This window comes from Rhodococcus sp. PBTS 1 (assembly GCF_001620025.1).
Classification (GTDB): domain Bacteria; phylum Actinomycetota; class Actinomycetes; order Mycobacteriales; family Mycobacteriaceae; genus Rhodococcoides; species Rhodococcoides kroppenstedtii.
In genome coordinates this window covers 2,928,813-2,951,979 of the sequence record NZ_CP015219.1, presented here as the reverse complement: position 1 = coordinate 2,951,979, position 23,167 = coordinate 2,928,813, and the positions used below count along the sequence as shown (strand labels likewise).

The 23,167-nt window shown below is 69.8% G+C and carries 27 protein-coding genes; 15 read left to right on the top strand and 12 right to left on the bottom strand.

The genetic code is table 11. The features are described 5' to 3' along the window. Positions 1 to 31: 31 nt before the first annotated feature. Positions 32 to 751: a TetR/AcrR family transcriptional regulator gene (locus A3Q40_RS13440; RefSeq protein WP_068102881.1), complete on the top strand. Its 720-nt coding sequence runs from the start codon at positions 32 to 34 to the stop codon at positions 749 to 751. On the opposite strand, the gene A3Q40_RS13435 is transcribed toward A3Q40_RS13440, so the two are convergent. Next, positions 726 to 1,436, bottom strand: a complete 711-nt coding sequence (locus A3Q40_RS13435) for a CPBP family intramembrane glutamic endopeptidase (RefSeq protein ID WP_068106225.1) — start codon at positions 1,434 to 1,436, stop codon at positions 726 to 728. The genes A3Q40_RS13440 and A3Q40_RS13435 overlap by 26 nt on opposite strands. Positions 1,437 to 1,516: 80 nt before the next feature. Here A3Q40_RS13435 and A3Q40_RS13430 point away from each other — a divergent pair, with 80 nt between their 5' ends. From A3Q40_RS13430 to A3Q40_RS13420, 3 genes are read left to right on the top strand one after another with little or no spacing between them, the layout of a single operon-like run. Beyond that, entirely contained in the window at positions 1,517 to 2,461 is a 945-nt protein-coding gene (locus tag A3Q40_RS13430) for an aldose 1-epimerase family protein (RefSeq protein WP_068102880.1), read from the top strand. Then, positions 2,458 to 3,378, top strand: coding sequence for a carbohydrate kinase family protein (locus A3Q40_RS13425; protein ID WP_068102879.1), 921 nt, complete (start codon positions 2,458 to 2,460; stop codon positions 3,376 to 3,378). The genes A3Q40_RS13430 and A3Q40_RS13425 overlap by 4 nt, the downstream gene beginning before the upstream one ends. Positions 3,379 to 3,433: 55 nt before the next feature. Then, complete coding sequence (locus A3Q40_RS13420; RefSeq protein WP_074922243.1) at positions 3,434 to 4,744, top strand: citrate synthase; 1,311 nt, start codon at positions 3,434 to 3,436, stop codon at positions 4,742 to 4,744. A 67-nt stretch (positions 4,745 to 4,811) separates the two neighbouring features. Here the strand turns inward: A3Q40_RS13420 and A3Q40_RS13415 are convergent, their stop codons facing one another. Next, positions 4,812 to 5,630: a carbon-nitrogen hydrolase family protein gene (locus A3Q40_RS13415; RefSeq protein ID WP_068102878.1), complete on the bottom strand. Its 819-nt coding sequence runs from the start codon at positions 5,628 to 5,630 to the stop codon at positions 4,812 to 4,814. A gap of 73 nt (positions 5,631 to 5,703) precedes the next feature. Between A3Q40_RS13415 and A3Q40_RS13410 the strand changes: the two genes are divergently transcribed. Then, positions 5,704 to 6,345, top strand: coding sequence for a GntR family transcriptional regulator (locus tag A3Q40_RS13410; RefSeq protein ID WP_068102874.1), 642 nt, complete (start codon positions 5,704 to 5,706; stop codon positions 6,343 to 6,345). On the opposite strand, the gene A3Q40_RS13405 is transcribed toward A3Q40_RS13410, so the two are convergent. Then, entirely contained in the window at positions 6,317 to 7,672 is a 1,356-nt protein-coding gene (locus A3Q40_RS13405; protein WP_068102873.1) for an MFS transporter, read from the bottom strand. The two genes, A3Q40_RS13410 and A3Q40_RS13405, sit on opposite strands and share 29 nt — an antisense overlap. Positions 7,673 to 7,804: 132 nt before the next feature. On the opposite strand from A3Q40_RS13405, the gene A3Q40_RS13400 reads away from it, so the two are divergent. Together A3Q40_RS13400 and A3Q40_RS13395 are read left to right on the top strand one after the other, a co-directional pair. Then, the gene (locus A3Q40_RS13400) at positions 7,805 to 8,494 is read left to right on the top strand and encodes a DUF2848 domain-containing protein (protein WP_068102871.1); all 690 of its coding nucleotides are present in this window, start codon (positions 7,805 to 7,807) and stop codon (positions 8,492 to 8,494) included. A gap of 80 nt (positions 8,495 to 8,574) precedes the next feature. Beyond that, positions 8,575 to 8,931 carry an FKBP-type peptidyl-prolyl cis-trans isomerase gene (locus tag A3Q40_RS13395; RefSeq protein ID WP_068102869.1) on the top strand — a complete coding sequence of 119 codons (357 nt, stop codon included), beginning with the start codon at positions 8,575 to 8,577 and terminating at the stop codon, positions 8,929 to 8,931. Here A3Q40_RS13395 and A3Q40_RS13390 read toward each other — a convergent pair. Next, positions 8,909 to 10,246: a sensor histidine kinase gene (locus tag A3Q40_RS13390; protein WP_082833919.1), complete on the bottom strand. Its 1,338-nt coding sequence runs from the start codon at positions 10,244 to 10,246 to the stop codon at positions 8,909 to 8,911. The two genes, A3Q40_RS13395 and A3Q40_RS13390, sit on opposite strands and share 23 nt — an antisense overlap. Next, positions 10,243 to 10,938, bottom strand: coding sequence for a response regulator transcription factor (locus A3Q40_RS13385; RefSeq protein ID WP_068102868.1), 696 nt, complete (start codon positions 10,936 to 10,938; stop codon positions 10,243 to 10,245). Before A3Q40_RS13385 ends, A3Q40_RS13390 begins: the two co-directional genes overlap by 4 nt. A gap of 53 nt (positions 10,939 to 10,991) precedes the next feature. On the opposite strand from A3Q40_RS13385, the gene A3Q40_RS13380 reads away from it, so the two are divergent. Further along, positions 10,992 to 12,335 carry a cryptochrome/photolyase family protein gene (locus A3Q40_RS13380; RefSeq protein WP_068102866.1) on the top strand — a complete coding sequence of 448 codons (1,344 nt, stop codon included), beginning with the start codon at positions 10,992 to 10,994 and terminating at the stop codon, positions 12,333 to 12,335. Here the strand turns inward: A3Q40_RS13380 and A3Q40_RS13375 are convergent. Next, the gene (locus A3Q40_RS13375; protein WP_068102864.1) at positions 12,325 to 13,182 is read right to left on the bottom strand and encodes an alpha/beta fold hydrolase; all 858 of its coding nucleotides are present in this window, start codon (positions 13,180 to 13,182) and stop codon (positions 12,325 to 12,327) included. The genes A3Q40_RS13380 and A3Q40_RS13375 overlap by 11 nt on opposite strands. Before the next feature lie 66 nt (positions 13,183 to 13,248). Continuing rightward, positions 13,249 to 15,138 (bottom strand): AMP-binding protein, encoded by a 1,890-nt coding sequence (locus A3Q40_RS13370; RefSeq protein WP_068102863.1) that lies wholly within the window; start codon positions 15,136 to 15,138, stop codon positions 13,249 to 13,251. Between the two features lie 45 nt (positions 15,139 to 15,183). Here A3Q40_RS13370 and A3Q40_RS13365 point away from each other — a divergent pair, with 45 nt between their 5' ends. Continuing rightward, the gene (locus tag A3Q40_RS13365) at positions 15,184 to 16,098 is read left to right on the top strand and encodes a PaaX family transcriptional regulator (RefSeq protein ID WP_068102862.1); all 915 of its coding nucleotides are present in this window, start codon (positions 15,184 to 15,186) and stop codon (positions 16,096 to 16,098) included. A gap of 249 nt (positions 16,099 to 16,347) precedes the next feature. Beyond that, positions 16,348 to 16,794 carry a hypothetical protein gene (locus A3Q40_RS13360; protein WP_157889588.1) on the top strand — a complete coding sequence of 149 codons (447 nt, stop codon included), beginning with the start codon at positions 16,348 to 16,350 and terminating at the stop codon, positions 16,792 to 16,794. Between the two features lie 211 nt (positions 16,795 to 17,005). Here the strand turns inward: A3Q40_RS13360 and A3Q40_RS13355 are convergent, their stop codons facing one another. The 3 genes from A3Q40_RS13355 to A3Q40_RS13345 all read right to left on the bottom strand — a co-directional run bounded on the left by A3Q40_RS13355 (position 17,006) and on the right by A3Q40_RS13345 (position 18,071). Then, positions 17,006 to 17,392 (bottom strand): hypothetical protein, encoded by a 387-nt coding sequence (locus tag A3Q40_RS13355; protein ID WP_068102859.1) that lies wholly within the window; start codon positions 17,390 to 17,392, stop codon positions 17,006 to 17,008. Positions 17,393 to 17,469: 77 nt separating this feature from the next. After that, positions 17,470 to 17,760 (bottom strand): hypothetical protein, encoded by a 291-nt coding sequence (locus tag A3Q40_RS13350; RefSeq protein ID WP_068102858.1) that lies wholly within the window; start codon positions 17,758 to 17,760, stop codon positions 17,470 to 17,472. A gap of 14 nt (positions 17,761 to 17,774) precedes the next feature. After that, the gene (locus tag A3Q40_RS13345; protein WP_068102856.1) at positions 17,775 to 18,071 is read right to left on the bottom strand and encodes a hypothetical protein; all 297 of its coding nucleotides are present in this window, start codon (positions 18,069 to 18,071) and stop codon (positions 17,775 to 17,777) included. A 429-nt stretch (positions 18,072 to 18,500) separates the two neighbouring features. Between A3Q40_RS13345 and A3Q40_RS13340 the strand changes: the two genes are divergently transcribed. Both A3Q40_RS13340 and A3Q40_RS20275 read left to right on the top strand, forming a co-directional pair. After that, complete coding sequence (locus tag A3Q40_RS13340) at positions 18,501 to 19,196, top strand: hypothetical protein (protein ID WP_162269849.1); 696 nt, start codon at positions 18,501 to 18,503, stop codon at positions 19,194 to 19,196. An 85-nt stretch (positions 19,197 to 19,281) separates the two neighbouring features. After that, positions 19,282 to 20,214, top strand: a complete 933-nt coding sequence (locus A3Q40_RS20275; RefSeq protein ID WP_157889587.1) for a hypothetical protein — start codon at positions 19,282 to 19,284, stop codon at positions 20,212 to 20,214. On the opposite strand, the gene A3Q40_RS13330 is transcribed toward A3Q40_RS20275, so the two are convergent. Next, positions 20,184 to 20,474: a hypothetical protein gene (locus tag A3Q40_RS13330; protein WP_068102851.1), complete on the bottom strand. Its 291-nt coding sequence runs from the start codon at positions 20,472 to 20,474 to the stop codon at positions 20,184 to 20,186. The genes A3Q40_RS20275 and A3Q40_RS13330 overlap by 31 nt on opposite strands. 56 nt (positions 20,475 to 20,530) lie before the next feature. Then, the gene (locus tag A3Q40_RS13325) at positions 20,531 to 20,950 is read right to left on the bottom strand and encodes a RidA family protein (protein WP_068102850.1); all 420 of its coding nucleotides are present in this window, start codon (positions 20,948 to 20,950) and stop codon (positions 20,531 to 20,533) included. 121 nt (positions 20,951 to 21,071) lie between these two features. Between A3Q40_RS13325 and A3Q40_RS13320 the strand changes: the two genes are divergently transcribed. The 3 genes from A3Q40_RS13320 to A3Q40_RS13310 are packed head-to-tail and all read left to right on the top strand — an operon-like array spanning position 21,072 to position 23,166. After that, positions 21,072 to 21,755, top strand: coding sequence for a fumarylacetoacetate hydrolase family protein (locus A3Q40_RS13320; protein WP_082833918.1), 684 nt, complete (start codon positions 21,072 to 21,074; stop codon positions 21,753 to 21,755). Then, the gene (locus A3Q40_RS13315; protein WP_068102848.1) at positions 21,752 to 22,234 is read left to right on the top strand and encodes a cupin domain-containing protein; all 483 of its coding nucleotides are present in this window, start codon (positions 21,752 to 21,754) and stop codon (positions 22,232 to 22,234) included. The genes A3Q40_RS13320 and A3Q40_RS13315 overlap by 4 nt, the downstream gene beginning before the upstream one ends. Next, positions 22,231 to 23,166, top strand: a complete 936-nt coding sequence (locus A3Q40_RS13310) for an acyl-CoA thioesterase (RefSeq protein ID WP_068102845.1) — start codon at positions 22,231 to 22,233, stop codon at positions 23,164 to 23,166. Before A3Q40_RS13315 ends, A3Q40_RS13310 begins: the two co-directional genes overlap by 4 nt. The last annotated feature ends 1 nt before the right edge of the window (position 23,167 follow it).

Below are 23,167 nucleotides of genomic sequence, written 5' to 3'. Positions count from 1 at the left end.
CAAGAGCACTGCTCTCGGTTAGGCTCGGTCCATGACCACGGCACGGGAGAGGGCCCGCGACGAGCTGACCGCCGAGATCCTGGCGTCGGCGAGGCGGCAGCTGGCCGAGGTGGGTCCGGCGGCGCTCTCGCTGCGGGCGGTGGCGCGGGACATCGGCAAGGTCTCGTCGGCGGTGTACCGCTACGTGGCCAGCCGGGACGACCTGCTCACGGCGTTGATCGTCGCGTGTTACGACGAGTTGGGCGCCGCCGTCGAGGCCGCGGATCGCCCCGAGGAATCGCCGCGGGACCGGTGGCGTGCGGCGTGCGCGGCCATCCGGGACTGGTCGGCCGCGCACCCGCACGAGTACGCCCTGCTCTACGGCTCACCCGTCCCCGGCTACTCCGCCCCGCGGGACACCGTCGGCCCGGCGACACGCCCCACCGCGGTACTGGTGCGCATCGTCGTGGAGGACCGGCTGGCTCGGCCGCGGGACGGGTCCGGCGCGCGCACCGATCTGTACGAACCCGTGCGCGCGTTCGTGCGCGAGACCAGCGGCGAGGCGAGCGCGGCGGTCCTGGACGACGACCTGGTGGAACGCACGTTGAGCGCGTGGATCACCGTCTTCGGTGCCGTGTCGTTCGACCGGTTCGGCCATCTGGTGGGTGTCACGGCGGACACCGATCGCTATTTCGACCGGGTCGTCGAGGATCTGGCGAACCGGCTGGAGCTGTCCGGAACGGAGGTCAGTGCGTCATCTGCCACACGGTGAGTGCTGCGAGCGCGCCGGCGCCGTTGAGCGCCCAGTGCAGACCGATGGGGGCGAGCACGCTGCGCCCGCGATGGCGCAGCCAGGTGAAGACGAAACCGGCGATCGTGGTGCCGGCGACGGCGCCGCAGACGCCGACGATCTGGCCGAACAGCCCGGTGCCGAGCACGGCCGAGAACCCGTCGTTGCCCACCGTCAGACCGAGCGACGACGCGACGTGCCACAGCCCGAACAGCAGGGACCCGATGATCGCCACGCCGCGAAAACCGAAGCGCCGGGACAGTTTCGCGTGGAGGACGCCGCGGAACGCGAGCTCCTCGGGAATGACGGTCTGCAGGGGAATGATGATCAGCGCGGCCACGAGGGTGGCGCCGACGTTCACGCCGTAGCGCTCGTTGAGAAATGCGCTCTGCGTGAGGGGAATCGAGGCCGCGATCGCGACGACGGCCAGCGTGACGGCTGCAGCGGCGGCGCCGTGTCGGGCACCCCGGCCGAGATTGCGCAGTCCGAGATCGGCCCACTGGACCCCGCGGGCGCGGGCGAAGGCGACGAGCAGGAGCGCACCCACCGGCACGGCCGCGACCGCGACGGGGGTGGGAGCGAAGTGGGCGGTGAGGTTGAAGACGACCAGCGCGGCCACGACGACGACGATGTCGACGACGGTGCGGTCGAACCACCGCGGGGTCACGGCCGGGGACTCGACCGGACCGGGTGCGGGAAGAGCAAGGGACACCGCGTCGACTGTAGCGATCGCGGTAGCGTGCTGCCATGGCACCGGAGGACGCGACCACCGCGTTGGCCCACGGCGAGTACCGCGCCGACGTCGCGAGGCGGGGAGCGGGATTGCGCCTGCTCGAGCGGTCGGGGCGGGCGTTGACGGAGACCTGGCCCGCCGGGGAGAAGCCGCCGCTGTCGGCCGGTCTGGTCCTGGCGCCGTGGCCCAACCGCACGCGTGACGGCGAGTTCGCCTTCGGCGGTACGACGCACCGTCTCGAGATCACCGAGGCGGCGCGGAACAACGCCAGTCACGGTCTGGTCCGCCGTCGGGACTGGGACGTCGTCGACCGCACCGACTCGTCCGTCACGCACGCCATCGAGGTGGGCGGTGAGCCGGGATGGCCGTTCCCGCTGCGCCTGACCGTCCGCCACGCGCTGGCCGACGACGGGCTGACCGTCACGCACACCGCGACCAACCTCGGCGACACCGAGGCGCCGTTCGGCCTCGGCGTCCACGCCTTCGCCCGGGCCGGGGACGCGCCGCTCGACGAGTGCACGCTGCACCTGTCGGCCGGGGTGCGGTTGCCGCTCGATCCGGAGCGGAACCTGCCGGCCGGCGGCCCGGTCCCCGTCGGCGGCACCGACGCCGACTTCGCCACGCCACGGCGCCTCGCGGGCGTGTGGCTCGACACCCCGTTCAGCGCGCTGGTGCCGGACGCCGACGGGAGGTCGCGCCAGTACCTCACGCCGCCCGACGGCCCGGCCACGGTCGTGTGGACCGACGCACAGTTCCCGTGGGTGCAGGTCTTCACGGCCGACCCCGCGCACGATCAGGCGTATCCGGATCGCGGCCGGGCGCTCGCGATCGAGCCCATGACGTGCCCGCCGGACGCCCTGAACTCCGGCGTCGACCTCGTCGTCCTGACACCGGGGGAGACGTGGACGGGCGCGTGGGGACTGGGCGTCGCGACCGACGGAGCAGGGAGCGCGTCGTGACGATCCTGGTGTGCGGCGAGGCCCTGGTCGACCTGGTGCCGCAGGACGGCGGCCCCACGCTCGCGCCGCGGCTCGGCGGCGGACCGTTCAATGTCGCGGTCGCCCTCGGCCGTCTCGGGTCCGACGTGCAGTTCCTCTCGCGCATCTCCACCGACCCGTTCGGGCGGGACCTCGTCGCGTGGCTCGAGGCGTCGCACGTCGGCCTGGACGTGCTGCAGCGCGGCCCGGAGCTCACGACGCTGGCGTTGACCACGCTCGGCTCCGACGGCTCGGCGGAGTACTCGTTCTACGCCGAGGGCACGGCGGACCGGCTGGTCGAGGAGCCCGCGACGATTCCGAAGTCGGTGACCGCGGCGTCGTTCGGGACGTTGTCGTTGCTCTACGAGCCCGGCGCGTCGGTCTACGCCGCGCTGCTCGCCCGCCTGCACGACGACGGCGTCGTGACCATGCTCGATCCCAACATCCGACCGGCCGCGATGACCGACGGCGACGGGTATCGACTGCGGTTCCGCGGGTGGTTGCCGTCGGTGGACGTGCTCAAGGTGTCCGTGGAGGACGCGGCGTGGCTGGCGGAGGGCCCGTCGGGAACGACGCCGGCGGACTGGCTGGCGGCGGGCGTCACCGCCGTGGTGATCACCCGCGGCGGTGACGGCATCACGGTGGTCACCGCGGGCGGCGAGGTGTCGGTGGACGGGGTGACGGTCGAGGTCGCAGACACCATCGGCGCCGGCGACACGGTGCACGGCGCGATGCTGCACCACCTCACCGGGCACGGCGTGGACGGTCCGGACGCGCTGCGCGGGCTGGACGACGACGCGTGGCGACGGGCCGCGGAGTTCGCGGTTCGCGCCGCCGCGATCACCGTTTCGCGGCCGGGGGCGGACCCTCCGTGGGCGTCCGAGGTCACCGACGGCTAGGTTTTATCTCCGACACCACAAGTTCCGTTACCACCGAGCTCGAGAGGGACCCTTCGTGCCCGCTGAGAATGCCGACAACGCCGCCACCGCCAAGCTGATCTACCCCGGTGGCGAACACGAGATGACCATCGCGCGAGCCACCGAAGGCAACGACGGTATCGAGCTGGGCAAGCTGCTCGCGAACACGGGATACACGACGCTGGACGGCGGGTTCGTCAACACCGCGTCCACCAAGTCGGCGATCACGTACATCGACGGTGCCGAGGGCATCCTGCGCTACCGCGGGTACCCGATCGAGCAGCTGGCGGAGAAGTCCTCGTTCATCGAGGTCAGCTACCTGCTGATCTACGGCGAGCTCCCCACCACCGAGCAGCTGGACGCGTTCACCGACCGCATCCGTCGGCACACGCTGCTGCACGAGGACCTCAAGCGGTTCTTCGACGGCTTCCCGCGCAACGCGCACCCCATGCCGGTGGTGTCCTCGGCGGTCAACGCCCTGTCGGCGTACTACCAGGATTCGCTGGACCCGGACGATCCCGAGCAGGTCGAGCTCTCGACCATCCGTCTGCTGGCCAAGCTGCCGACCATCGCGGCGTACGCGTACAAGAAGTCGGTCGGTCAGCCGTTCTTGTACCCGGACAACTCGAAGAGCTACGTCGAGAACTTCCTGCGCATGACGTTCGGCTTCCCGGCCGAGCCGTACGAGGCCGATCCGGAGCTGGTCAAGGCCCTCGACATGCTGCTGATCCTGCACGCCGACCACGAGCAGAACTGTTCGACGTCGACGGTGCGCCTGGTGGGGTCCTCGGATGCCAACCTGTTCACGTCCATCTCGGGCGGCATCAACGCGCTGTGGGGCCCGCTGCACGGCGGTGCCAATCAGGCCGTGCTCGAGATGCTCTACCGCATTCAGGGAGAGGGCGGCGACAGCGCCGACTTCCTGAACCGGGTGAAGAACAAGGAGGCGGGGGTCAAGCTCATGGGCTTCGGCCACCGCGTCTACAAGAACTACGACCCGCGTGCGGCCATCGTTCGCAAGACCGCGCACTCGATCCTCGAGAAGCTGGGTTCCGGTGACGAGCTGCTCGACATCGCGATGAAGCTCGAAGAGGTCGCCCTGAACGACGACTACTTCGTCGAGCGCAAGCTGTACCCGAACGTCGACTTCTACACCGGTCTGATCTACCGCGCGATGGGCTTCCCGGAGCGCATGTTCACGGTGCTGTTCGCGCTGGGCCGCCTGCCCGGCTGGATCGCGCACTGGCAGGAGATGCACCAGGACCCGAACGGCAAGATCGGCCGTCCGCGTCAGATCTACACCGGCTACACCGAGCGTGCCTACGAGGGCATCGACGGGCGCAGCTGACACCACGCGCGACACGGATAAGGGGGCACCGGCTTCGGCCGGTGCCCCCTTATCCGTGTGCGGTGGGTCAGAAGACGCGGTTCGCGAGGACGGGGAGGTTCCGGCGCACGGCCTCGAGGTCGGTGACGTCGAGGTCGATCGTCAGCTCGCCGGGTGCGTCGGTGAGCTCGTCGAGGATCTCCCCGGTGGGGGAGACCACCATCGAATGCCCGATCCCGACGGGGGCGGTGCCGGTGATCTCGATGCCCGACGCCGCCGGGTCGGCCTGGCCGCACGCGGCGACGAACGTCGTCGAGTCCAGCGCGCGGGCGCGGGCGAGCAACGTCCACTGGTCGACCTTGCCGGGTCCGCGACCCCACGACGCCGGGACGACGATCAGCTGGGCGCCGCGATCGGCGAGGGTCTGGAAGAGGCCGGGGAACCGGATGTCGTAGCACGTCGCGAAGCCGACGCCGACGCCGTCGACGTCGACCACCACGGGATCCGATCCCGGTGCGACGGTGTCGGATTCGGCGAATCCGAAGGCGTCGAAGAGGTGGATCTTGTCGTACGAGGCCTCGACACCGCCGCCGGTGATCAGGAGGGTGTTGCGGACCCGCTCGGCGGCACCCGACTCGCCGTCACCGTGGTCGGCGGCGGGGGTGAACATGCCCGCCACCACGGTGATGCCGGCCTCGTCGGCGGCCGCGCGCACCGCCGTCGCCCACGGCCCGTCGAGAGGCTCGGCGACGTCGACGATGGACCCACCGAAGCGGCGCATGGTCGCCTCGGGGAGCACGCACAGTCGGGCCCCGGCGTCGGCCGCGCTGCGCACCGCGTCGCGGACGATGTCGAGATTCTCCTTCGGGTCGCGCGACGTGGTGACCTGAGCGAGACGAATCTTCATGGAACACTCCTGACGTGGGGACGGACGGTCGACGACCGACCACGGGTGGTGGATGCTCGGGTATACATACTGTATGCACGAACTGTCGGGCCGCGAGCGCGCGTACGCCTACCTGCGCGACCAGGTGTTGTCGTCGCCGGCCGCGACGGGGACTTTTCTCAACGAGGGTGAGCTGGCGTCGCAGATCGGCGTCTCGCGGACGCCGGTGCGCGAGGCGCTCCTGCTGCTCGTGTCCGAGGGGCTGATCGAGATGGTCCGCGGTCGCGGGGCGTACGTCCCGCCGATGTCCGGCCGTCAGATCGGGGAGCTGATGGATCTGCGCGGTGTGCTCGAACGGCACGCGGCCGATCTGTGTCTGACGGCGGGAACCGTTCCGGTGGAGCGGATGTCGGACACCCTCGACCAGCAGGAAGCGCTGAGCGAGGGCGCCGCCGAGGATCATGCCCGCACGTTCATCGCCCTCGACGGCGCGTTCCATCAACACCTCATCGACGCGGCGGGCAGCGAACTGCTCTCCCACACGTACGCCGGACTGCGCGCGCGGCAGCTGCGGGCCGGTCTGTCGGCCCTGTTCGGCGCTCCGGACCGCAAACATCAGGTGTGCACCGAGCACCGGGCCATCGTCGACGCCCTTCGCTCCGGCGATGCCGCCGCGTCGGCGGAGGCGATCGATGCACACCTGACGGTCACGACGCGGATTCTGTTGCGGGGCTGAGCTTCCGCGCGACGTATTGCTCTTCCTCGGCCGGGTCGGGACCGCGCCCGAGCACGAGTCCGGCCACGGTCAGTGCGCCGGTCACCACGATGTAGAAGAACACCGGGACCCAGCTGTCGAAGCGGTCCAGCAGGAACGTGAACATCAGCGGTGCGATGGCGCCGCCGAAGACTCCGGCGATGGTGTAGGCCAGGGACGCGCCCGTCGACCGCAGGCGCAGCGAGAACTGCTCGGTGACGAAGGCCGCCTGCGGGCCGTACATGAACGAGTGGAACGTCAGGCCCACCACAACGCCGAGCACGAGCATGCCGAACGAGTTGCCGCCGATGAGCAGGAAGAACACGGCGACCCACACGACGCCGCCGACGGCCGCCACGGCGTAGACCAGCCGGCGGTTGATCACGTCGCTGACGGCACCGGCCAGCGGAATGGTGACGAGCTGGAAGGCGGAGCCGATGAGGATGGCCGTCAGCACCTCGCTGCGGACGAACCCGAGCTTGGACACGCCGTAGGTGATGGAGAAGACGGTGAAGAGCGCGTAGATCACGTCGGGCGCGATGCGGGAGAGGATCGCCGCGATCAACGGACGGGTCTGCGTGCGGAAGACCTCGGTGACCGGCGCCTCGGGTCGGTCGCCGCTCTCCTGGATGGCCTTGAAGACGGGGGTGTCCTCGAGCTTGAGGCGGATCCAGAGTCCGAAGCCGACCAGCACCGCGGAGAACAGGAACGCCACGCGCCAGCCCCAGGACTCGAACTGCTCCTCGGTGAGGGCGAACGTGAGGCCGGCGAGAGCGCCGTTGGCCATGAGGTTGCCGGCGGGCGGGCCGATCTGAGCGGCCGAGGACCAGAATCCGCGGCGCCGAGGATTGCCGTACTCGCTGGACAGCAGCACGGCGCCGCCCCATTCGCCGCCGACGGCGACACCCTGGGCGAAGCGCAGCAGCACCAGGATGATTGGTGCGGCGACGCCGATGCTGGCGTAGCCGGGCAGGAGTCCGATGAGGAACGTCGTGACGCCGATGAGCAGCAGGGTGATCACCAGCAGCTGTTTGCGTCCGATGACGTCGCCGAGCCGGCCGAACACGAATCCGCCGACGGGGCGCGCGACGTAGCCGACGGCATAGGTGGAGAACGCGAGCAGAGTTCCCGTGAGCGGGTCGGACTCGGGGAAGAAGATGATCGGGAAGATCAGCGCGGCGGAGGCGGAGTAGACCGCGAAGTCGTACCACTCCAGGGCCGTGCCGGTCAGGCTGGCCGCGAAAGCCTTGGTCAGGGACTTGCGGTCGGGCCGCCCTGTCTGCCTTCCGTCGTGTGTGGTGGCGTCCATGAAGTTCCTTTCGGGGTGTCGTAGGTCATATACTTGCTGTATACAGAACGTATGCGCAAGCCCCGGGCGCAGACGAAACACAGAGTTTTCACGAGATTCCAGCTCTGACGAACACCTGAACGGAGACCGCTCATGACCGACGCCACCACCCTCACCTTCGCTCTGCCCGACGGCAGTACCCGGACGGTCGAGGTCCACGCCCTCCTCAACGCCGGATACGCCGGCCGGAACCAGGAGGAGGTGGCCGCCCACATCGCCGAACTGGCGGAGCTCGGTGTGCCCGCTCCCACCACCACGCCGGCGCTCTACCCCGTCTCGCCTTACCTGGCGCAGCAGACGTCGTCGGTGGCGGTCCAGCACGGGCGCACGTCCGGCGAGGCGGAGTGGGCGCTGATCGTCACCGGCGACACTCGGGACGACGTCCTGCTGACCGTGGCGTGCGATCACACCGACCGCGAGCTCGAGGTGCACGGGGTGGCGTGGAGCAAGAACGCCTCGCCCGACGTCCTCGGCGAGACGGCGTGGAAACTCACCGAGGTCGCGGACCATCTCGACCGCATCACACTGCGCGCGTGGGCGGACGACGTCCTCATCCAGGACGCGTCGCTCGCGGACCTGCTGACGCCCGACCACTGGCTCGACGCGCTCGCCGAGCGCGATCTCTTCCGCGCCGGCACCGTCCTGCTCTCCGGCACCGTCCAGATGGCTCCGGGGGTCGAGCAGTTCGCCTCGTCCTGGCGCGTCGAGCTGCACGATCCGGTCCTGGACCGCCGCTCGACCTGCGGTTACACGGTCGAACGCATGCCGTCGCCGATCGGCTGACGACAACCGCGTTAGGGTGATTCGGTACGAACACCGCAGTTCGCGATCGGGCGCCCGCCCGGTCAGACGAGGAGAATGTCGTGACCAAGCCCGAGATCGAGTTCCAGCCCGGCCCGCCGCCCACCGATCTCGTGGTCGAGGACATCACCGTCGGCGACGGTGCGGAGGCGAAGCCCGGCGGCACCGTCGAGGTCCACTACGTGGGCGTCGAGTTCGACACCGGCGAGGAGTTCGATTCGTCCTGGAACCGCGGCGAGTCCATCACCTTCCCGCTGCGCGGTCTGATCCAGGGGTGGCAGGACGGCATTCCCGGCATGAAGGTCGGCGGCCGTCGCCGGCTGACCATCCCGCCGGAGCTCGCCTACGGTCCCGCCGGCGCCGGCCACCGGCTGTCCGGCAAGACGCTCGTCTTCGTCATCGATCTGCTGAACGCCTGATCGGCCCGGGGTCCTCACCGACCTCGAGCACCACGCGTGCCCCGCCCAGCGGGCTCTCCTCCATTCGTGCGGTTCCGCCGTGCAGGTGAGCCTGCTGGGCCACCAGGGCCAGCCCCAGTCCCGAGCCGCCCGGCGCCGCTCCCGCGCCCCGCTCGAAGCGGCCGAACACGCGCTCCCGTTCGGCCTCCGGGATGCCCGTGCCGTCGTCGTCGACCACGATCCGTGCACCGGTCGACGTGCGCTCGACGCCGATCACCACCGTGCTCGCTCGGCCGTGACGGGCCGCGTTGCGCACGGCGTTGTCCAGGGCCAGCCGCAGACCGGCCGGATGGCCGTGCAGCGGAACGGGTTCCGTCGCCTCCACCCGCACCGCGACGCCGGGCACCGAGCGGGCCGCGTCCCGCGCCACCAGATCGGCCACGTCCACGGCGTCCATCGGGACGCGCTCGGCCGCCGTCGTCAATTCGCCGGAGGCCAGCTTCTCCAGCGCTCCGAGCGTCGTCTCCACGCGTCCCTGGGTGCGCTGCAGGTCGGCCAGGATCTCCTGCCGCTGCTCGTCGGAGAGATCGAGGGTGCGCAGGACCTCGATGTCGGTGCGCATGGCCGTCAGCGGCGTCCGCAGTTCGTGTGCCGACACCGCCGCGAAGTCACGGGCCGTCTCGAGGGCGCTCTCGGTGCGCGCGCGGGCGTCCTCCACGCGCTGAAGCATGTCCGCCACGGCGGCGGCGAGCTCGTCCGCTTCCCGCACCCCGGTGGACCGCCGCGGCGGGACGGGAGGTTCGCGCGCGACGTCGCGGGTCAGCCGCATCAGCGGCCGCACGGCGCGGCCGCCGAGCAGCCAGCCCAGCACGGTCGACGCGCCGACGGCGAGGACGCCGGCCCGCAGCACCTGCCACTGCTGGTCGTCCGTGATGTCCTGGGCCTCCGACAGGGGCACCGCGATCGACACGGTCGCGCCCGCGCGGGTGGGGACGTCGGCGGTGTAGACGCGGAACGGCACCCCGTCGACGTCCACCGTCGTCGACCCGGGTCCGAGCGCCGGCAGCTCCGGTTGCGTGCTCGCCCGGACGGTGCCGTTCTGCCGAATGGTGATGCCGAACGCCTCGGACTCGCCGAGGAAGCCGAGGAACATCTCGAACGTCTGCGCCCGCGGCACGACCACGTCGGACGCCAGTTCCAGCCGCCGGTCCAGCTGGAGCACGTTGTTCCGGGAGATCGCCGCGGCCACGTACCAGCCGATGAGCGAGACGATGATGATCGCCCCGAGGGCGGTCGCCGCCGCCACACGGGCGCGCAGCGAGAACGCGCGCCTCATGCTCCGGGCCGCAGCACGAACCCCACGCCGCGGACCGTGTGCAGAACGCGCGGCGTGCCGTCGGCCTCCATCTTGCGGCGCAGGTAGCCGACGAAGACGTCGACGACGTTGGTGTCGGCCACGAAGTCGTAACCCCAGACGAGTTCCAGCAGGCGCTCGCGGCTGAGGACGACACCGTGGTTGCGGGCGAGCACGGCGAGCAACTCGAACTCCCGCTTGGTCAGGTCGAGGGTGCGACCGGCGATGATCGCGCGGTGACCCGGTTCGTCCACGGTGAGCGGTCCCACGACGACGGCGCCGTCGGGCTCCTCGGCCGGGACCGTCCGGCGCCGGAGCATCGCGTTGATGCGGGCGACGAGTTCGGCGAGAACGAACGGCTTGGTCAGATAGTCGTCCGCACCGGCCTCGAGGCCGGCGATCCGGTCGTCGACCGAGCTGCGCGCGCTGAGCACGCACACCGGTACCTCGTTGCCGCGGGCGCGCAGCGCGGAGACCACCCCGCTGCCGTCGAGCACCGGCATGTTCATGTCCAGGACCACCACGTCGGGTCGCCGCGCCTCGACCAGGTCGAGTGCCACGGCGCCGTCCGGGGCGGTGATCACCGTGAACCCGCTGAGGCGGAGTCCGCGTTCGAGGGAGGCGAGGACGTCGGCGTCGTCGTCCACGACGAGGACGGTGGCGGAATCGGGCACGGGGCCATTCTGCCGTGTTCGTCGCGCGGGGATTTCGGGTACGAACTCCCATCATGAGCACCGCGCCCACCGTCCTGTGGTTTCGTCGCGACCTCCGGCTGGGCGACCACCCCGCGCTCGCGCACGCCGCGGAGGCCGGGGGCGACGTGCTGGCGCTGTTCGTGCTCGACCCGGCGCTGCTCGATCCCGCCGGCGCCGCGCGCCGCGACGTGCTCTACCGCGCCCTGGGGTCCCTCGACGAGGCGCTGGACGGCCGATTGCTGGTGGTGAAGGGCGACCCGGGGACGGCGGTGCCGAAGGTCGCGAAGGCCGTCGGGGCCGAGGCCGTGCACGCGAGCGAGGACTTCGGACCGTACGGACGACGTCGGGACGAGCAGGTGGGGGAGAAGGTGGACCTGGTCTTCACCGGCTCGCCGTACACGGTCTCCCCGGGGCGGATCACCAAGGACGACGGCGACCCCTTCAAGGTGTTCACGCCGTTCTACAAGCGGTGGCAGGAACACGGCTGGCGGGACCCGGCGGACACGTCGGCGTCCACGGCGTCGTGGATCGACCCCGGCGACGTCTCGGGAGGGCCTCGGCGCGTGAAGGTTCCGAGCGAGAAGCATCACGTCGACGCCGAGATCGGGGAGAAGGAAGCGCTCTCGGCGTGGAAGGACTTCGTCGACGATCGGGCGAGCGGCTACGGCGACGAGCGCAACCGGCCCGATCTCGACAGCACCAGCCGCATGTCGGTGTACCTCAAGTACGGGATGATCCACCCGCGGACGTTGCTCGCGGACCTGAAAGGCAAAGCGGCCGAACCGTATCGGCGCGAGCTGTGCTTCCGCGACTTCTACGCCGACGTGCTGTTCCAGCGTCCCGACAGCGCCCGCGAGAACTACGACAAGCGGTTCGACAAGATCGAACTGGACTCCGGCAAGCACGCGGACGAGTTGTTCGACGCGTGGTGCGAGGGCCGCACGGGCTTCCCGATCGTCGACGCCGGGATGCGCCAGTTGGTGTCGGAGAACTGGATGCACAACCGCGTGCGCATGATCGTCGCGTCGTTCCTGGTCAAGGATCTGCACCTGCCGTGGTGGCGCGGTGCGCGATTCTTCCTGCAGCACCTGATGGACGGCGACATCGCGAGCAACCAGCACGGGTGGCAGTGGACGGCGGGCACGGGCACCGACGCCTCGCCGTACTTCCGCGTGTTCAACCCCACCACGCAGGGGGAGAAGTTCGACCCGCAGGGTGACTACGTGCGCCGGTGGGTGCCGGAACTGCGCGGCGTCGAGGGCAAAGCGGTTCACGCCCTGAAGGACGGGCGGCCGGAGGACTACCCGGAGCCGATCGTCGACCACAAGCACGAGCGCGAGGAGGCGCTGCGGCGGTTCGCGGCCATCAAGGACTGACGCGGCGCAGGTGGGCCAGGAGGGTCTCGGCCACCTGCTCGGACGCCTCGACCGGGGCGAGGTGCCCCACGCCGGGCAGGATGGTCACCGGCGGATCCCCCGGCAGCGCGTCCGCCAGGCGCTGCGCCTGCTCGACCGGGATCCACGGATCGTCCTCGCCCCACCCGATGCTCACCGGGCACCGCGTGTCCGCCAGCCGCGCGACCACCGGGCGGGTGTGCTCGGGACGCAACGCGCCGATCTGGCGGTAGAAGGCGAGTCGGCCCGCGTCACCGAGCCACGGGGCGGCCAGACGCTCGATCGACTCCGTCGTCAGCCGGGCGCCCGCCCCCGCGATGTACTCGCGGACCAGCGCGCCGTGCAGTCGCTCGGGAAGGGCGGAGAACACGTCGACGTGGTCGCGGACGAGCGCGAAGAACGGTGAGCCCCACGGGTCCAGCGTCACCACGTCCCACAGGAACACGGACGCGGCGTCTCGGTCGTGGAGCAGATGCGCGCGCAGGGCCACGGCGCCGCCGACGTCGTGCGCCACCAGGTGCGGGCGATGGAGCCCCCAGTGGTCCAGCAGCGCAGCGAGTCTCGATCCCTGCGCCGCGAGGTCGATCGGGGTGTCGGGGTGCATCGTCGATCGGCCGTAACCGGGCATGTCCCAGAGGAAGACCCGGTGGGTGCGGGCGACGCGGCGGGCGACCGCTCCCCACACCGCCGAGGACCACGGGGTGCCGTGACAGAACACCACGTCGCCCGCAGCGTCCCGCGCGTCCGGACCGAGCGCTACGGTGGCGACCGATGCCCCGTTCACGGTGACCGGGAGGACGTCCGGCAGCTCCCACCACGAGGTGTCCATGGCGACCGAGGGTACCGACCGATCGTGTGCAGTAATCGGCACTGAACGCGGATTACTGCACAGGATTCACACCCGCCCGCGGAACGCCTCGGCCAGAGCGTCGAGCACGGAGGCGTCCTCGATGGTGGACGGGACCACCACCTCCGCGCCGTCGGCCATCTGCCGCATGGTGTTGCGCAGAATTTTCCCCGAGCGCGTCTTCGGCAGCGCGGCCACGACCGTGACGTCCTTGAACGAGGCGACGGCGCCGATGTCCGCCCGGACGGCCGCGATCAGGTCGGTCCGCAGCTGGTCCTCGGTGATGTCGGCGCCGGCCTTGAGTACGACGTAGGCCGACGGCTTCTGCCCCTTGGTCTCGTCGTGCACGCCGATCACCGCGCACTCCGCGACGGCCGGATGCGTGGCGACGACGGCTTCGATACTGCCCGTGGACAATCGGTGCCCGGCCACGTTGATGACGTCGTCGGTGCGGCCCAGGACGGTCAGGTACCCGTCCTCGTCGATCAGCCCGGAATCGCCGGTGAGGTAGTACCCGTCGAACGCCGAGAGGTACGACTCGACGAAGCGTGTGTCGTCGTTCCACAGTCCGGTGAGCGTGCCGGGCGGCAGGGGGAGTTCGACCACGATGGATCCCTCGGTCCCGGCGGGCACGGGGTCACCGGAGGCGTCGACCGCGGCGACCCGGAAGCCGGGAACCGGCACGGTGGGGGAACCGGCCTTGATCGGCATGGGTTCCAGGCCACGAAGATTGGCGCAGATGGGCCACCCGGTCTCGGTTTGCCACCAGTGGTCGACGACGGGCCGGTCCAGGACCCGCGACGCCCACGCGAAGGTGTCCGGGTCGAGGCGCTCGCCCGCGACGAACAGTGCGTCGAGCGAGCTGGTGTCGTGGTCGGCCAGCAAGGCGGCATCGGGGTCGACCTTGCGGATCGCCCGCAGTGCGGTCGGAGCCGTGAACAGTACGCGCACACCGTGATCGGCGATCACCCGCCAGAACGCCCCGGCGTCCGGGGTACCGACGGGCTTGCCCTCGTACAGCACCGTCGTCGCCCCGGCGAACAGCGGGCCGTAGACGATGTAGCTGTGGCCGACGACCCACCCGACGTCGCTCGCGGTCCACATGACCTGGCCGGGCCCGATGTCGTAGATCGCGCGCATCGACCACGTCAGGGCGACGGCGTGACCACCGTTGTCCCGCACCACGCCCTTCGGCTTGCCCGTGGTGCCGGAGGTGTAGAGCACGTAGAGCGGATCGGTGGCCGCCACCGAGACCGGATCGGCGGGCGACGCGGCGGCCAGGGCGTCGTCGAAGTCCACCCAGTCGTCCGGCACGTCCGCGGGAATCTCGGTGCGCCGCTTGACGATCACCGCCGAGGGCGAGGCCGTGGACAGGTTCAACGCTGTGCGGACGGGCTCGACGTAGTCGACGGTGCGGCCGGGTTCGAGGCCGCCGGTGGCGGTGACGACGGCGACCGGTGCGGCGTCGTCGAGACGGGCGGCGAGTTCCTTGGCGGCGAATCCGCCGAAGACCACGGAATGCACGGCGCCCAGGCGGGCGCACGCCAGCATGGCGATCACCGCCTCCGGAATCATCGGCAGGTAGATCACCACGCGGTCACCGGTGCCGACACCGTGCTCGCGCAGCACGCCGGCGAAGCGGGCGACGAGGTCCAGCAACTCGGCGTAGGTGTACGACGCCCGGGTGCCGGTCATCGCCGAATCGTGGATCAGGGCGACCCGGTCACCGGCACCACCGGCGACGTGGCGATCGAGGGCGTTGACGCAGGTGTTGAGCCGGCCGTCCGGAAACCAGCGGTAGAAGGGCGGACGCGACGAATCGAGGGCGCGTGTGGGCGGCACGTCCCAATCGACGGCCGTCGCGGCGTCCAGCCAGAAGGCGTCCGGATCGGCGGCGGCGGCGTCGTACGCCCGGCGGTAGGCACCCGATTCGGTCATGACTCCGACTGTAATTGCCGGGAGCGCGCGTGGTTCGATGTTCGCATGACCGGTGTCCGAGAGAGCGCTGCGGAGGCCGAGTTCGCCGCCGCCGACGATCTCGCGACCGGCCTCGCTGCCGACACCGACGGCGCCTACGGCAGCCCCGAGGGGGCGCCTCCGCGGTCCCTCATCGTCACCGTGTTCGGCCTCTACGTACGCGAGTTCGGCGGTTGGGTGGGGGTCGGCACGCTGATCCGGCTGCTCGAACCGCTCGGGGTCGACGCCCAGGCGGTGCGCTCGGCCGTCTCGCGCCTGAAGCGACGGGGCATCCTCGTGGCCGAGAAGCGGGGCACCACCGCCGGCTACGCGCTGTCCGACGTCGCGCGTGAGATCCTCGCCCTCGGTGATCGCCGCATCTTCTCGCCGCCCCCCGAGACGGGGGAGGAGTGGGTCATGGTCGTGTTCTCGGTGCCCGAGAGCGAACGCAAGAACCGGCACGCACTCCGAACCCGGTTGTCCGGCATGGGTTTCGGCAACGTCACGTCGGGAGTGTGGATCGCCCCGGTTCACTTGGCCGAGGATTGCCGCGTCGTCCTCGCGCGGGCGGGACTCGACAGCTACGCCGACGTCTTCACCGGCAGCAGTCTGATGTCCGGTGAGGCCGCCGACCGTGTCGGACAGTGGTGGAACCTGGACGAGCTCGCCTCGTCCTATCGACGCTTCGTCTCCCGCGTCACCCCGATCGCGGAGCGGTGGCGTGCTGCAGATCCCGCCGCGGACCCTGCCTCCGCGTTCGCCGACTACGTGCGCGTGCTCACCGCGTGGCGACGGCTGCCCTACCGTGATCCCGGCCTCCCCGCGAGCCTGCTGCCCGATCCGTGGCCGGGCGCCGCGGCCAGGAACCTCTTCGGGTCGATTCGCGAGCTGCTGGAGAAGCCGGCGCACGCCTACGTGGACGAGGCTCCCGCGCCGCGGTAGCTGTGCGCCTCTCGCCACGCCCTGCCGTCGTGTGAGAAGGCCTGCAGCACACGGGGACGCCTCGCCGTCCGACGCCCCTGGCCTCGGGCCGGCACGCCCCCCCGCAGTCGGCCGGCGAGATCGCCGCCGCGCAGGACCGCCCCCGAGTTCCGTTCAGCCACCCGAAACGCAGCGTCGACACGAATGGATGCTGCTGTCCAAGCGGGTTTGTTCGGGTCACGATGCCGGGCCTGTCCGTACGCTCACCATGTGGCTACAGGGCAGTTGCGCCGGGGGACGACGGTGGGTCTACCCGTCGCTGTCGCCTACAGCGTCTCGCTCGTTGTGGCGGGGCACGGCTGGTCGGGGATCGTGTCCAGCCCCGGCGCCGTCCTGCTCGCCCTCGGCTTCGTCTTCTTCGGTGTCTTCCAGGGCATTCCTGTCGGTTTGGCGTCGGCGCTCGCGTGTGCCGGCGTCGAGAAGGTCGGGCTATTCGACCGACCCGGGCGTTCGAAGCACCTGTGCAGATTCGCAGGCGGTGTGGTCGTCGGCGCGGTCACCGCCGCCGCGATGTTCGCGTACCATCGGGTGCTTCCGGACGACGACCAGACCGGATTGGCACCGTTGATCTTCGTCGCCACGGTCGGTGCGATCAGCGCTGTTCTGCGCTTCCGTGTACTGGCCGGACGGTCAGCGATCACCGGTTCGGCGGCGTGACCGCCGCTGCATCGACTCGCGTCCCGGGGCGGTCACACCGACGAGGATCAGCGCCCCACCTATGGGTAGAGCCCGACCGACGACCATGAGAAGGTGGTCGTCGACGCTCCCAATCCGACGAGCACTCCGTACGGTTCACTCCTCACGACGTGGTGTCGATGATGGCCGCACAGCCCGATGCGCTCGGCAGGTGAGTTATCGGATCGGCACATCAACTCCGTCGCGTCCGCCGCAGAACGATGAGAACAGCGGTGGCGCCGGCCAGAGCCAGCCAGAGCACCGCCGCCGCTACGCTCCGCGACGCGGGCGGTCGAACCTCGACCGAGGCCTTGGTGACGACGTCGGTGAACCTGCACGTCATCCCCGGCCGTGTCCAGCTCCACCAGTCGGCGACACCGGACCAGATCCGCTCCGCACCGGTGTGCGCGATGTAGTCGAAGTTCGCGGGGAACCCGTAGTGCTCGATGCACCACCACGTCCCCGGGTTCAGGCCGTTGCCCACGATGTCCTGGAAGTAGACCCAGAGAAGCAGGGCCACCACGATGGCCGGCGTCACCGCGGCGACGCGCCGCCACGGTGTCCGAAGCCGACCCGTCACGTCGGCACCCGTCGGCCGCCGCGGGTGCGGTGCGGGTACGTGGTCGGTGACCTGGTGAACGACACTTTTGTGGCGTCTCAGGTGACGGGATGGCGGTGGAGGTATTCGTCGACGGCCCGTCGGACGATATCGGCGTCGGGGACGTCGTCGGCTTGTGCGCGGCGGTGGATGTCGGCGCGCATGGTGGCGGGGAATCGGACGGACATAGCCGGCGTGTTGCGGCCTTTGCCGGCGCCGTCACGGGGGCGCCCCATGGCCAGTGCTGCTGGGTTGACGTCGATGGCGACGACTTCGTCGGAGGTGGGTGGGGTGGTGGCGTAGTCGTCAGCCATTGCCCCGTAGTCCTCCTCGCGTACCGGGTCTGCCATGAGCTTTCTCCTCGTCATCGTCGTTGGCGGCTGTAGATCGGGGTGATGAGCTGGTCGAGCTCGAGGTTGGCGACGAGAGCGGGGCGCAGCATCATCGCGTGGAACACCACCGCCACTTCGGGGTCGAGCAGGTCGGCGATGACCTCGATCCACGGTTCGTCGGCGGCCGCCGGTGCGATGTAGAGGAACGGCTGTGCCCCCACCATTCGCGGCGTCAACGCGATCCGCGCGACGTAAAACGACATCACGGCGCGGATCTCGTCGTCGGTGATGCCATGCGCCAGGGCACTGGACAACACCGTGATCCGCACACCCAAAAGTGTAACCGACTTTTGGGAATGCCGCCGGGTCAACAGCACTGAGTACCTGACGCCCGGCCAACTTTGCGCGGTTATGCGTGTTCGTCGTCGGCAACCTGCACCGGTGTGATAGCTGGCGCTCAAGCGTGCTCAGCCGGTGTCGGATGCTCGGCGTGCGGAGAACATGGCGCAGATTCGTGGAATGTTTTGGGTCGAACCCTAGTGGGGTGGATTCGGGGCGCTGAGAACACCGCTGACGGTTCGGGGGCGTGAAGTTGAGCGTGGGAGGGGTGTTCGTTCGGCAGCGTTCAACTGGGGTCCGGGACCGGGGGGGCAGCCCCCACTGCGCATCGCTGCGCACGGTCGATCCGCTCGGCGGCGACTGTCGAACCGTTCTGCCATGATGCGCGCATGAACGGGTGGGGCGAGTGGGTGCGGTTCGTGGTCGCGCCGGCGGTGTTCGTACTGGTGACGGCGTGGATTGCGACGCGCAACGCTCGGAAGACGCCGCACGAGCGGTTGAAGAACCTAGTGGACATTGCGAAGAACATGCCGGCGGGGGTCGATCGGAACGACGTCGTCATCGGCGCTATCGCGCGGGAGCTGGTTGACTTCGATCGACGACTCAAGGCCGACCAGAGTACGTTTCGGGCGCGCTGGAAAGAGCGCTTTGTTCAGAATGGCGGCGCGATCTATGGCTGGTCCATATCTGTAGGCTTATTTCTGTTCGTGATCGCCTTCTCGTTTGCGGTCACGGACAGACTGGCGGGCACTGTGTTTTCGTTGGTGGGATCCCTGGTCTCGATTCTTGTTGCTCTTGCGAGTTCCGTATCGTCTGTTCTCCGAAAGTCTCGACGGGCCCGCATTCAGCAGCAGCGGGTCGCGGTGGCCGACGCTCGGCGCGTTGTCAACGAGCAACGTTCGTTCGAGTTGAATGCTGAGCGGAGCGAGGAGATACGCCAGGTGCGGAGAAAGTTGATAGAGCAGGGAGCGAGCACCGAGGAGATCGACAGGGAGACATCGAGAATGGTGCTCCGCTGGTTGCAAGAAGATCGAGCCATGCGTGCTCGTTGGGCGCAGCCATTGGACGACTATCGGAAGCCCGACCCGCCTGACGACGAACCCTCGCCGCGGTAGCACCTAGTCGAGCCGGCTGACCACCCCCTGGTCGGCGGGCTTTTTCCCGCACTGCGCAGTCGCCGGCGCATGAGTGTGAAATTGTGTGTCCCTCGCCGGGCGGGCGGGGCGTCTCGCCGCCCGCCGCGTCGTTTTGCGCGGCGCGGGCGGTCCGGCGGATTGCGATTCGGCCGGCTTCGACGGCGTCGTTGTATGTCTTCGCCAGTGCGGTGTCTGCCGCAAAGTGCAAAGCGAAGGCGGCTACTGCGGCGTCGAAGAAAGGTTCGACGTAACTGGTGCGGGTGTCGCCCGCGGCGTGAGCGCGCGCGAGGACGGTGTCGTTGTCGAGCGTGGTGATCGAGGACGTGAGGGCCCTCGTGTGAGCGTCGATGGCCGCACACATGGGCCGACCATGCACTACCGCAGCAGCGGCGGCTTGGACGCGCGGTATGCGACGACCTGTGATGTCGACCGTGACCCTCGTCGACGGTCGGATACCGACGATATCGCGCGGCGGCATGGAAGGCTCGAAGGCGTGCCCGACCCCGACGACCCTCGCTATCGCCGCACCGGGCTGAGCTGGCGGGTGCAGGCGATGCTCTGGCCGGCGTTCTGCACCATCGCCGCGTGTTTGGTCGCGATCGGTGTTGTCATCGTGTCGAACGGGATCGACCTCGGGGAGTTCGGCAGACTCGTCGTGCTGGTGGCCGCGGGCGTCCCAGTCCTGGTGGTCGTGGTGTGCACACTCCTCGGAGGAACAGCCGTTCTCGTCGGGCTCGCAGTCCGGGCGGTGATGCGCGTGCTGGCCCCGACCGCGCCGAGTTGGGTGCGCGCCGTAATGGTGGCTGTCCCGACCGGTGTCGGTGTCGCGGTGATGGTGCTGGTGTTCATGGCGTGGATCGGGGAGGAGGAGACGGCGGTGGCCGACTACTGGCGGTACGCGGTGGGCATCGGTGCGGTCGCGGTCGTGGCGTCCGCGATCTACTCACGGGACTTGTTCGACAAGCGTCACCTGGTGGGGTGGCGCGAGGGTCGGTAGTAGCGGCGCGCAAGGTGCCCTTGCTGCCGTTGCCGTCCGACTAGCGCGAGCGGGATGGCCAACAGGCATGCGGACGCGATCAGCGCGAGCACGGCCGCGCCCGCGACGAGTCCGCCTGTGACGACAGCGCCGACGGCGATCGCACCGACTATGACGAGTGCGTTGGCGACCAACCCGACGACACCGCGGCCGGTGTCGGCGAGGTGGCGAACATGGGGGATCAGCAGTCCTCCGCCGGTGATGACGAGTGGAGTGAGCACGAGCGGTCTTCGACAGTGAAGGAAGAGTGCACCACCGTTCGGTCGTGAGGTGGAGTTCAATTTGTGGGCCGCTGCACCCGATCCTCCGGAATGACGGCGGTGCCCATGATCTCGATGAGCGCCTCGGGCTGCCATAGCCCGGTGGTGCCGATGCCCGCCATCGCGGGGTAGACGGGGCCGGCGAGCTCCCGCCACACGCGTCCGATCTCCCGGCCTTGCGCCTGGTAGTCGGGGATGTCGGTGAGGAAGATCGTGATGCTGACGAGGTCCTCGGGCTGTCCGCCCGCCTCGGCGAGCGTGGTGAGGACGTTGCCGAACGCCTGCCGGAACTGCTCGACGATGCCGCCGGGAACGATGCGCATGTTCTTGTCCAGCGCCGTCTGACCGCCCAGGTAGAGGGTGTTGCCGGCGAGGGTGCCGTGCGAGTAGCCGCTGGGGGCGGGCAGGGCGGCGGGGTTCACGGGCAGGTGCGTCATGTCGATCCTTCGTCTCGGTGGGGTGCCGTCGGATCGAGCCTAACCGATCTATTGCGTACTTGCGACGGTCGTGCAAAACTCGCTACATGAACCGCCGCGACCCCATCGACCGGGAGACGCCATGACGCTGCCGGTCCCGACTCCCACCAAGGTGATCTGCTGCGGCCTGAACTACGGCGACCACATCGCCGAGACCGGCCGCGATCGCCCGCAGTACCCCACCCTGTTCGCGAAGTTCGCCGACACGCTGATCGGCCCGACGGACGACATCGTCGTGCCGGACGACGCGCAGGTGGACTGGGAGGCCGAGCTCGCCGTGGTGGTCGGCCGACCGATTCGGCATGCCTCCCGGGCCGAGGCCGAGGCCGCGATCCTCGGATACACCGTGGCCAACGACATCTCGATGCGTGACTGGCAGCGACGCACCCTCCAGTGGTTCCAGGGCAAGGCCTGGGACGCGACCACGCCCGTCGGGCCCGTCGTCGCCACTCCCGACGAAGTCGATCCCGCCGCCGGCCTGACCATCACCTGCCGGGTCAACGGCGATGAGGTGCAACGGGATTCGACGAAGACCCTCGTCTTCGACAGTGCCGATCTCCTCGCGTACGTCTCGACCTTCACCGTGCTGCGGCCGGGGGATCTGATCCTCACCGGCACGCCGGGCGGCGTGGGCATGTCCCGCGACCCGGCCCGCTGGCTCGCCGACGGCGACGTCCTCGAGACGGAGATCGAAGGGATCGGACTGCTCCGCAACGTCATTCGCACCACCCGACAGAATTCGCCGACCGAAGGAGACCAGCCATGACCGCACAGACCGACTACGTCCTCGAGGGCGACAACTCGCAGTACGCGAGCGAGGGCGGACGCGTGATCCCCGTGGTCACCCGTGCCGGCGAGGAGGACGGCCGCACCGGCCAGACGGAGGGGGCCACGCGCATCTCCGGCGTCGGCCCGCAGCACACCCCCGCTACGAAGATCTGGTACGGCAAGGTCAGCAACGAGCCGGGCTACCGCTCCCTCGCCCACCACCACGGTGAGGCCGAGACCGGCGGCTACGTCCTTTCCGGCCGCGCCCGCATCTACTTCGGCGAGGACTACCAGGACTACATCGACATGGACGAAGGCGACTGGGTCTTCGTGCCGCCGTTCATGCCCCACATCGAATGCAACCTTTCCCGCACCGAGCCGCTGCACTGGCTCACCACCCGCACCCCCGACAACATCGTGGTGAACCTCCCCGCGGTCGCCGACGAGTCGCTGCCGAACTGGTTGGACCGGCCGTGACCACCGTCGATGCCCCGACCTCCGCCGTCGTCACCGACGCCATCACCCTGACGCCGGCGGACCCGGTCGCGGCGGATCTGGCGTTCACCGCGGTGACGCAACCGTGCCCGTGGCCCAAGGCGTACGGCGGCGACATGGTCGCGGCCGCAGCCGCGGCGGCGCTCCGCTCGGTCACCGACGGCAAGACGCTGCACTCCATGCACTCGTACTTCCTGCGCCCGGTCGACATCGGGGCACCGGTGCACTACGACGTCGAGATCGTGCGCGACGGACGGCGCTTCGCGACGCGGCAGGTGCGGGCACTGCAGAACGGCAAGACGGCGTATCTGGCCCTGGCCTCGTTCGCCGCCGGCGGCGAGAGCGGCTCGACGGCGAGCGTCGCCCCCGTGGACCTCCCGTCTCCCGACGACCTCCCGTCGTCCGCGCAGTACCTCGCGGACCGCCCCGTGACCCACGACGCGTCGATGACCGAGGTGAGCAAGCAGTACTGGAGCGGCGGGCGCGGGGTCGACATGCGCCACGTGCCCGGGCCGATCTACCTCGAGGTCGACGGGGGGCGGGATCCGCACCAGGCGTTGTGGATTCGTCCGTTCGACGCACTGCGTCCGGTGCCGGGCCTGACCGACGCGCAGCGCGACGTCGCGGCCCTGGCCTACGCCTGTGACTACACGATTCTCGAGCCCGTCCTGCGCGCTCTCGGTCACCCGTGGGCCGAGCCGGGTCTGGTCACCGCCAGCCTCGACCACGCCATGTGGTTCCACCGCGCTCCCGCCCCCGGCGATCTCGACGGGTGGCTGCTCTACACACAGGAGGCCCTGTCCGCCGACGCCGGTCGCGGTGTCGGACTCGGACGATTCTTCACCCCGGACGGTATTCACCTGGCCACTGTCGTCCAGGAAGGCATGATCGACCCGACTCGGAAGGAGCCGTGAC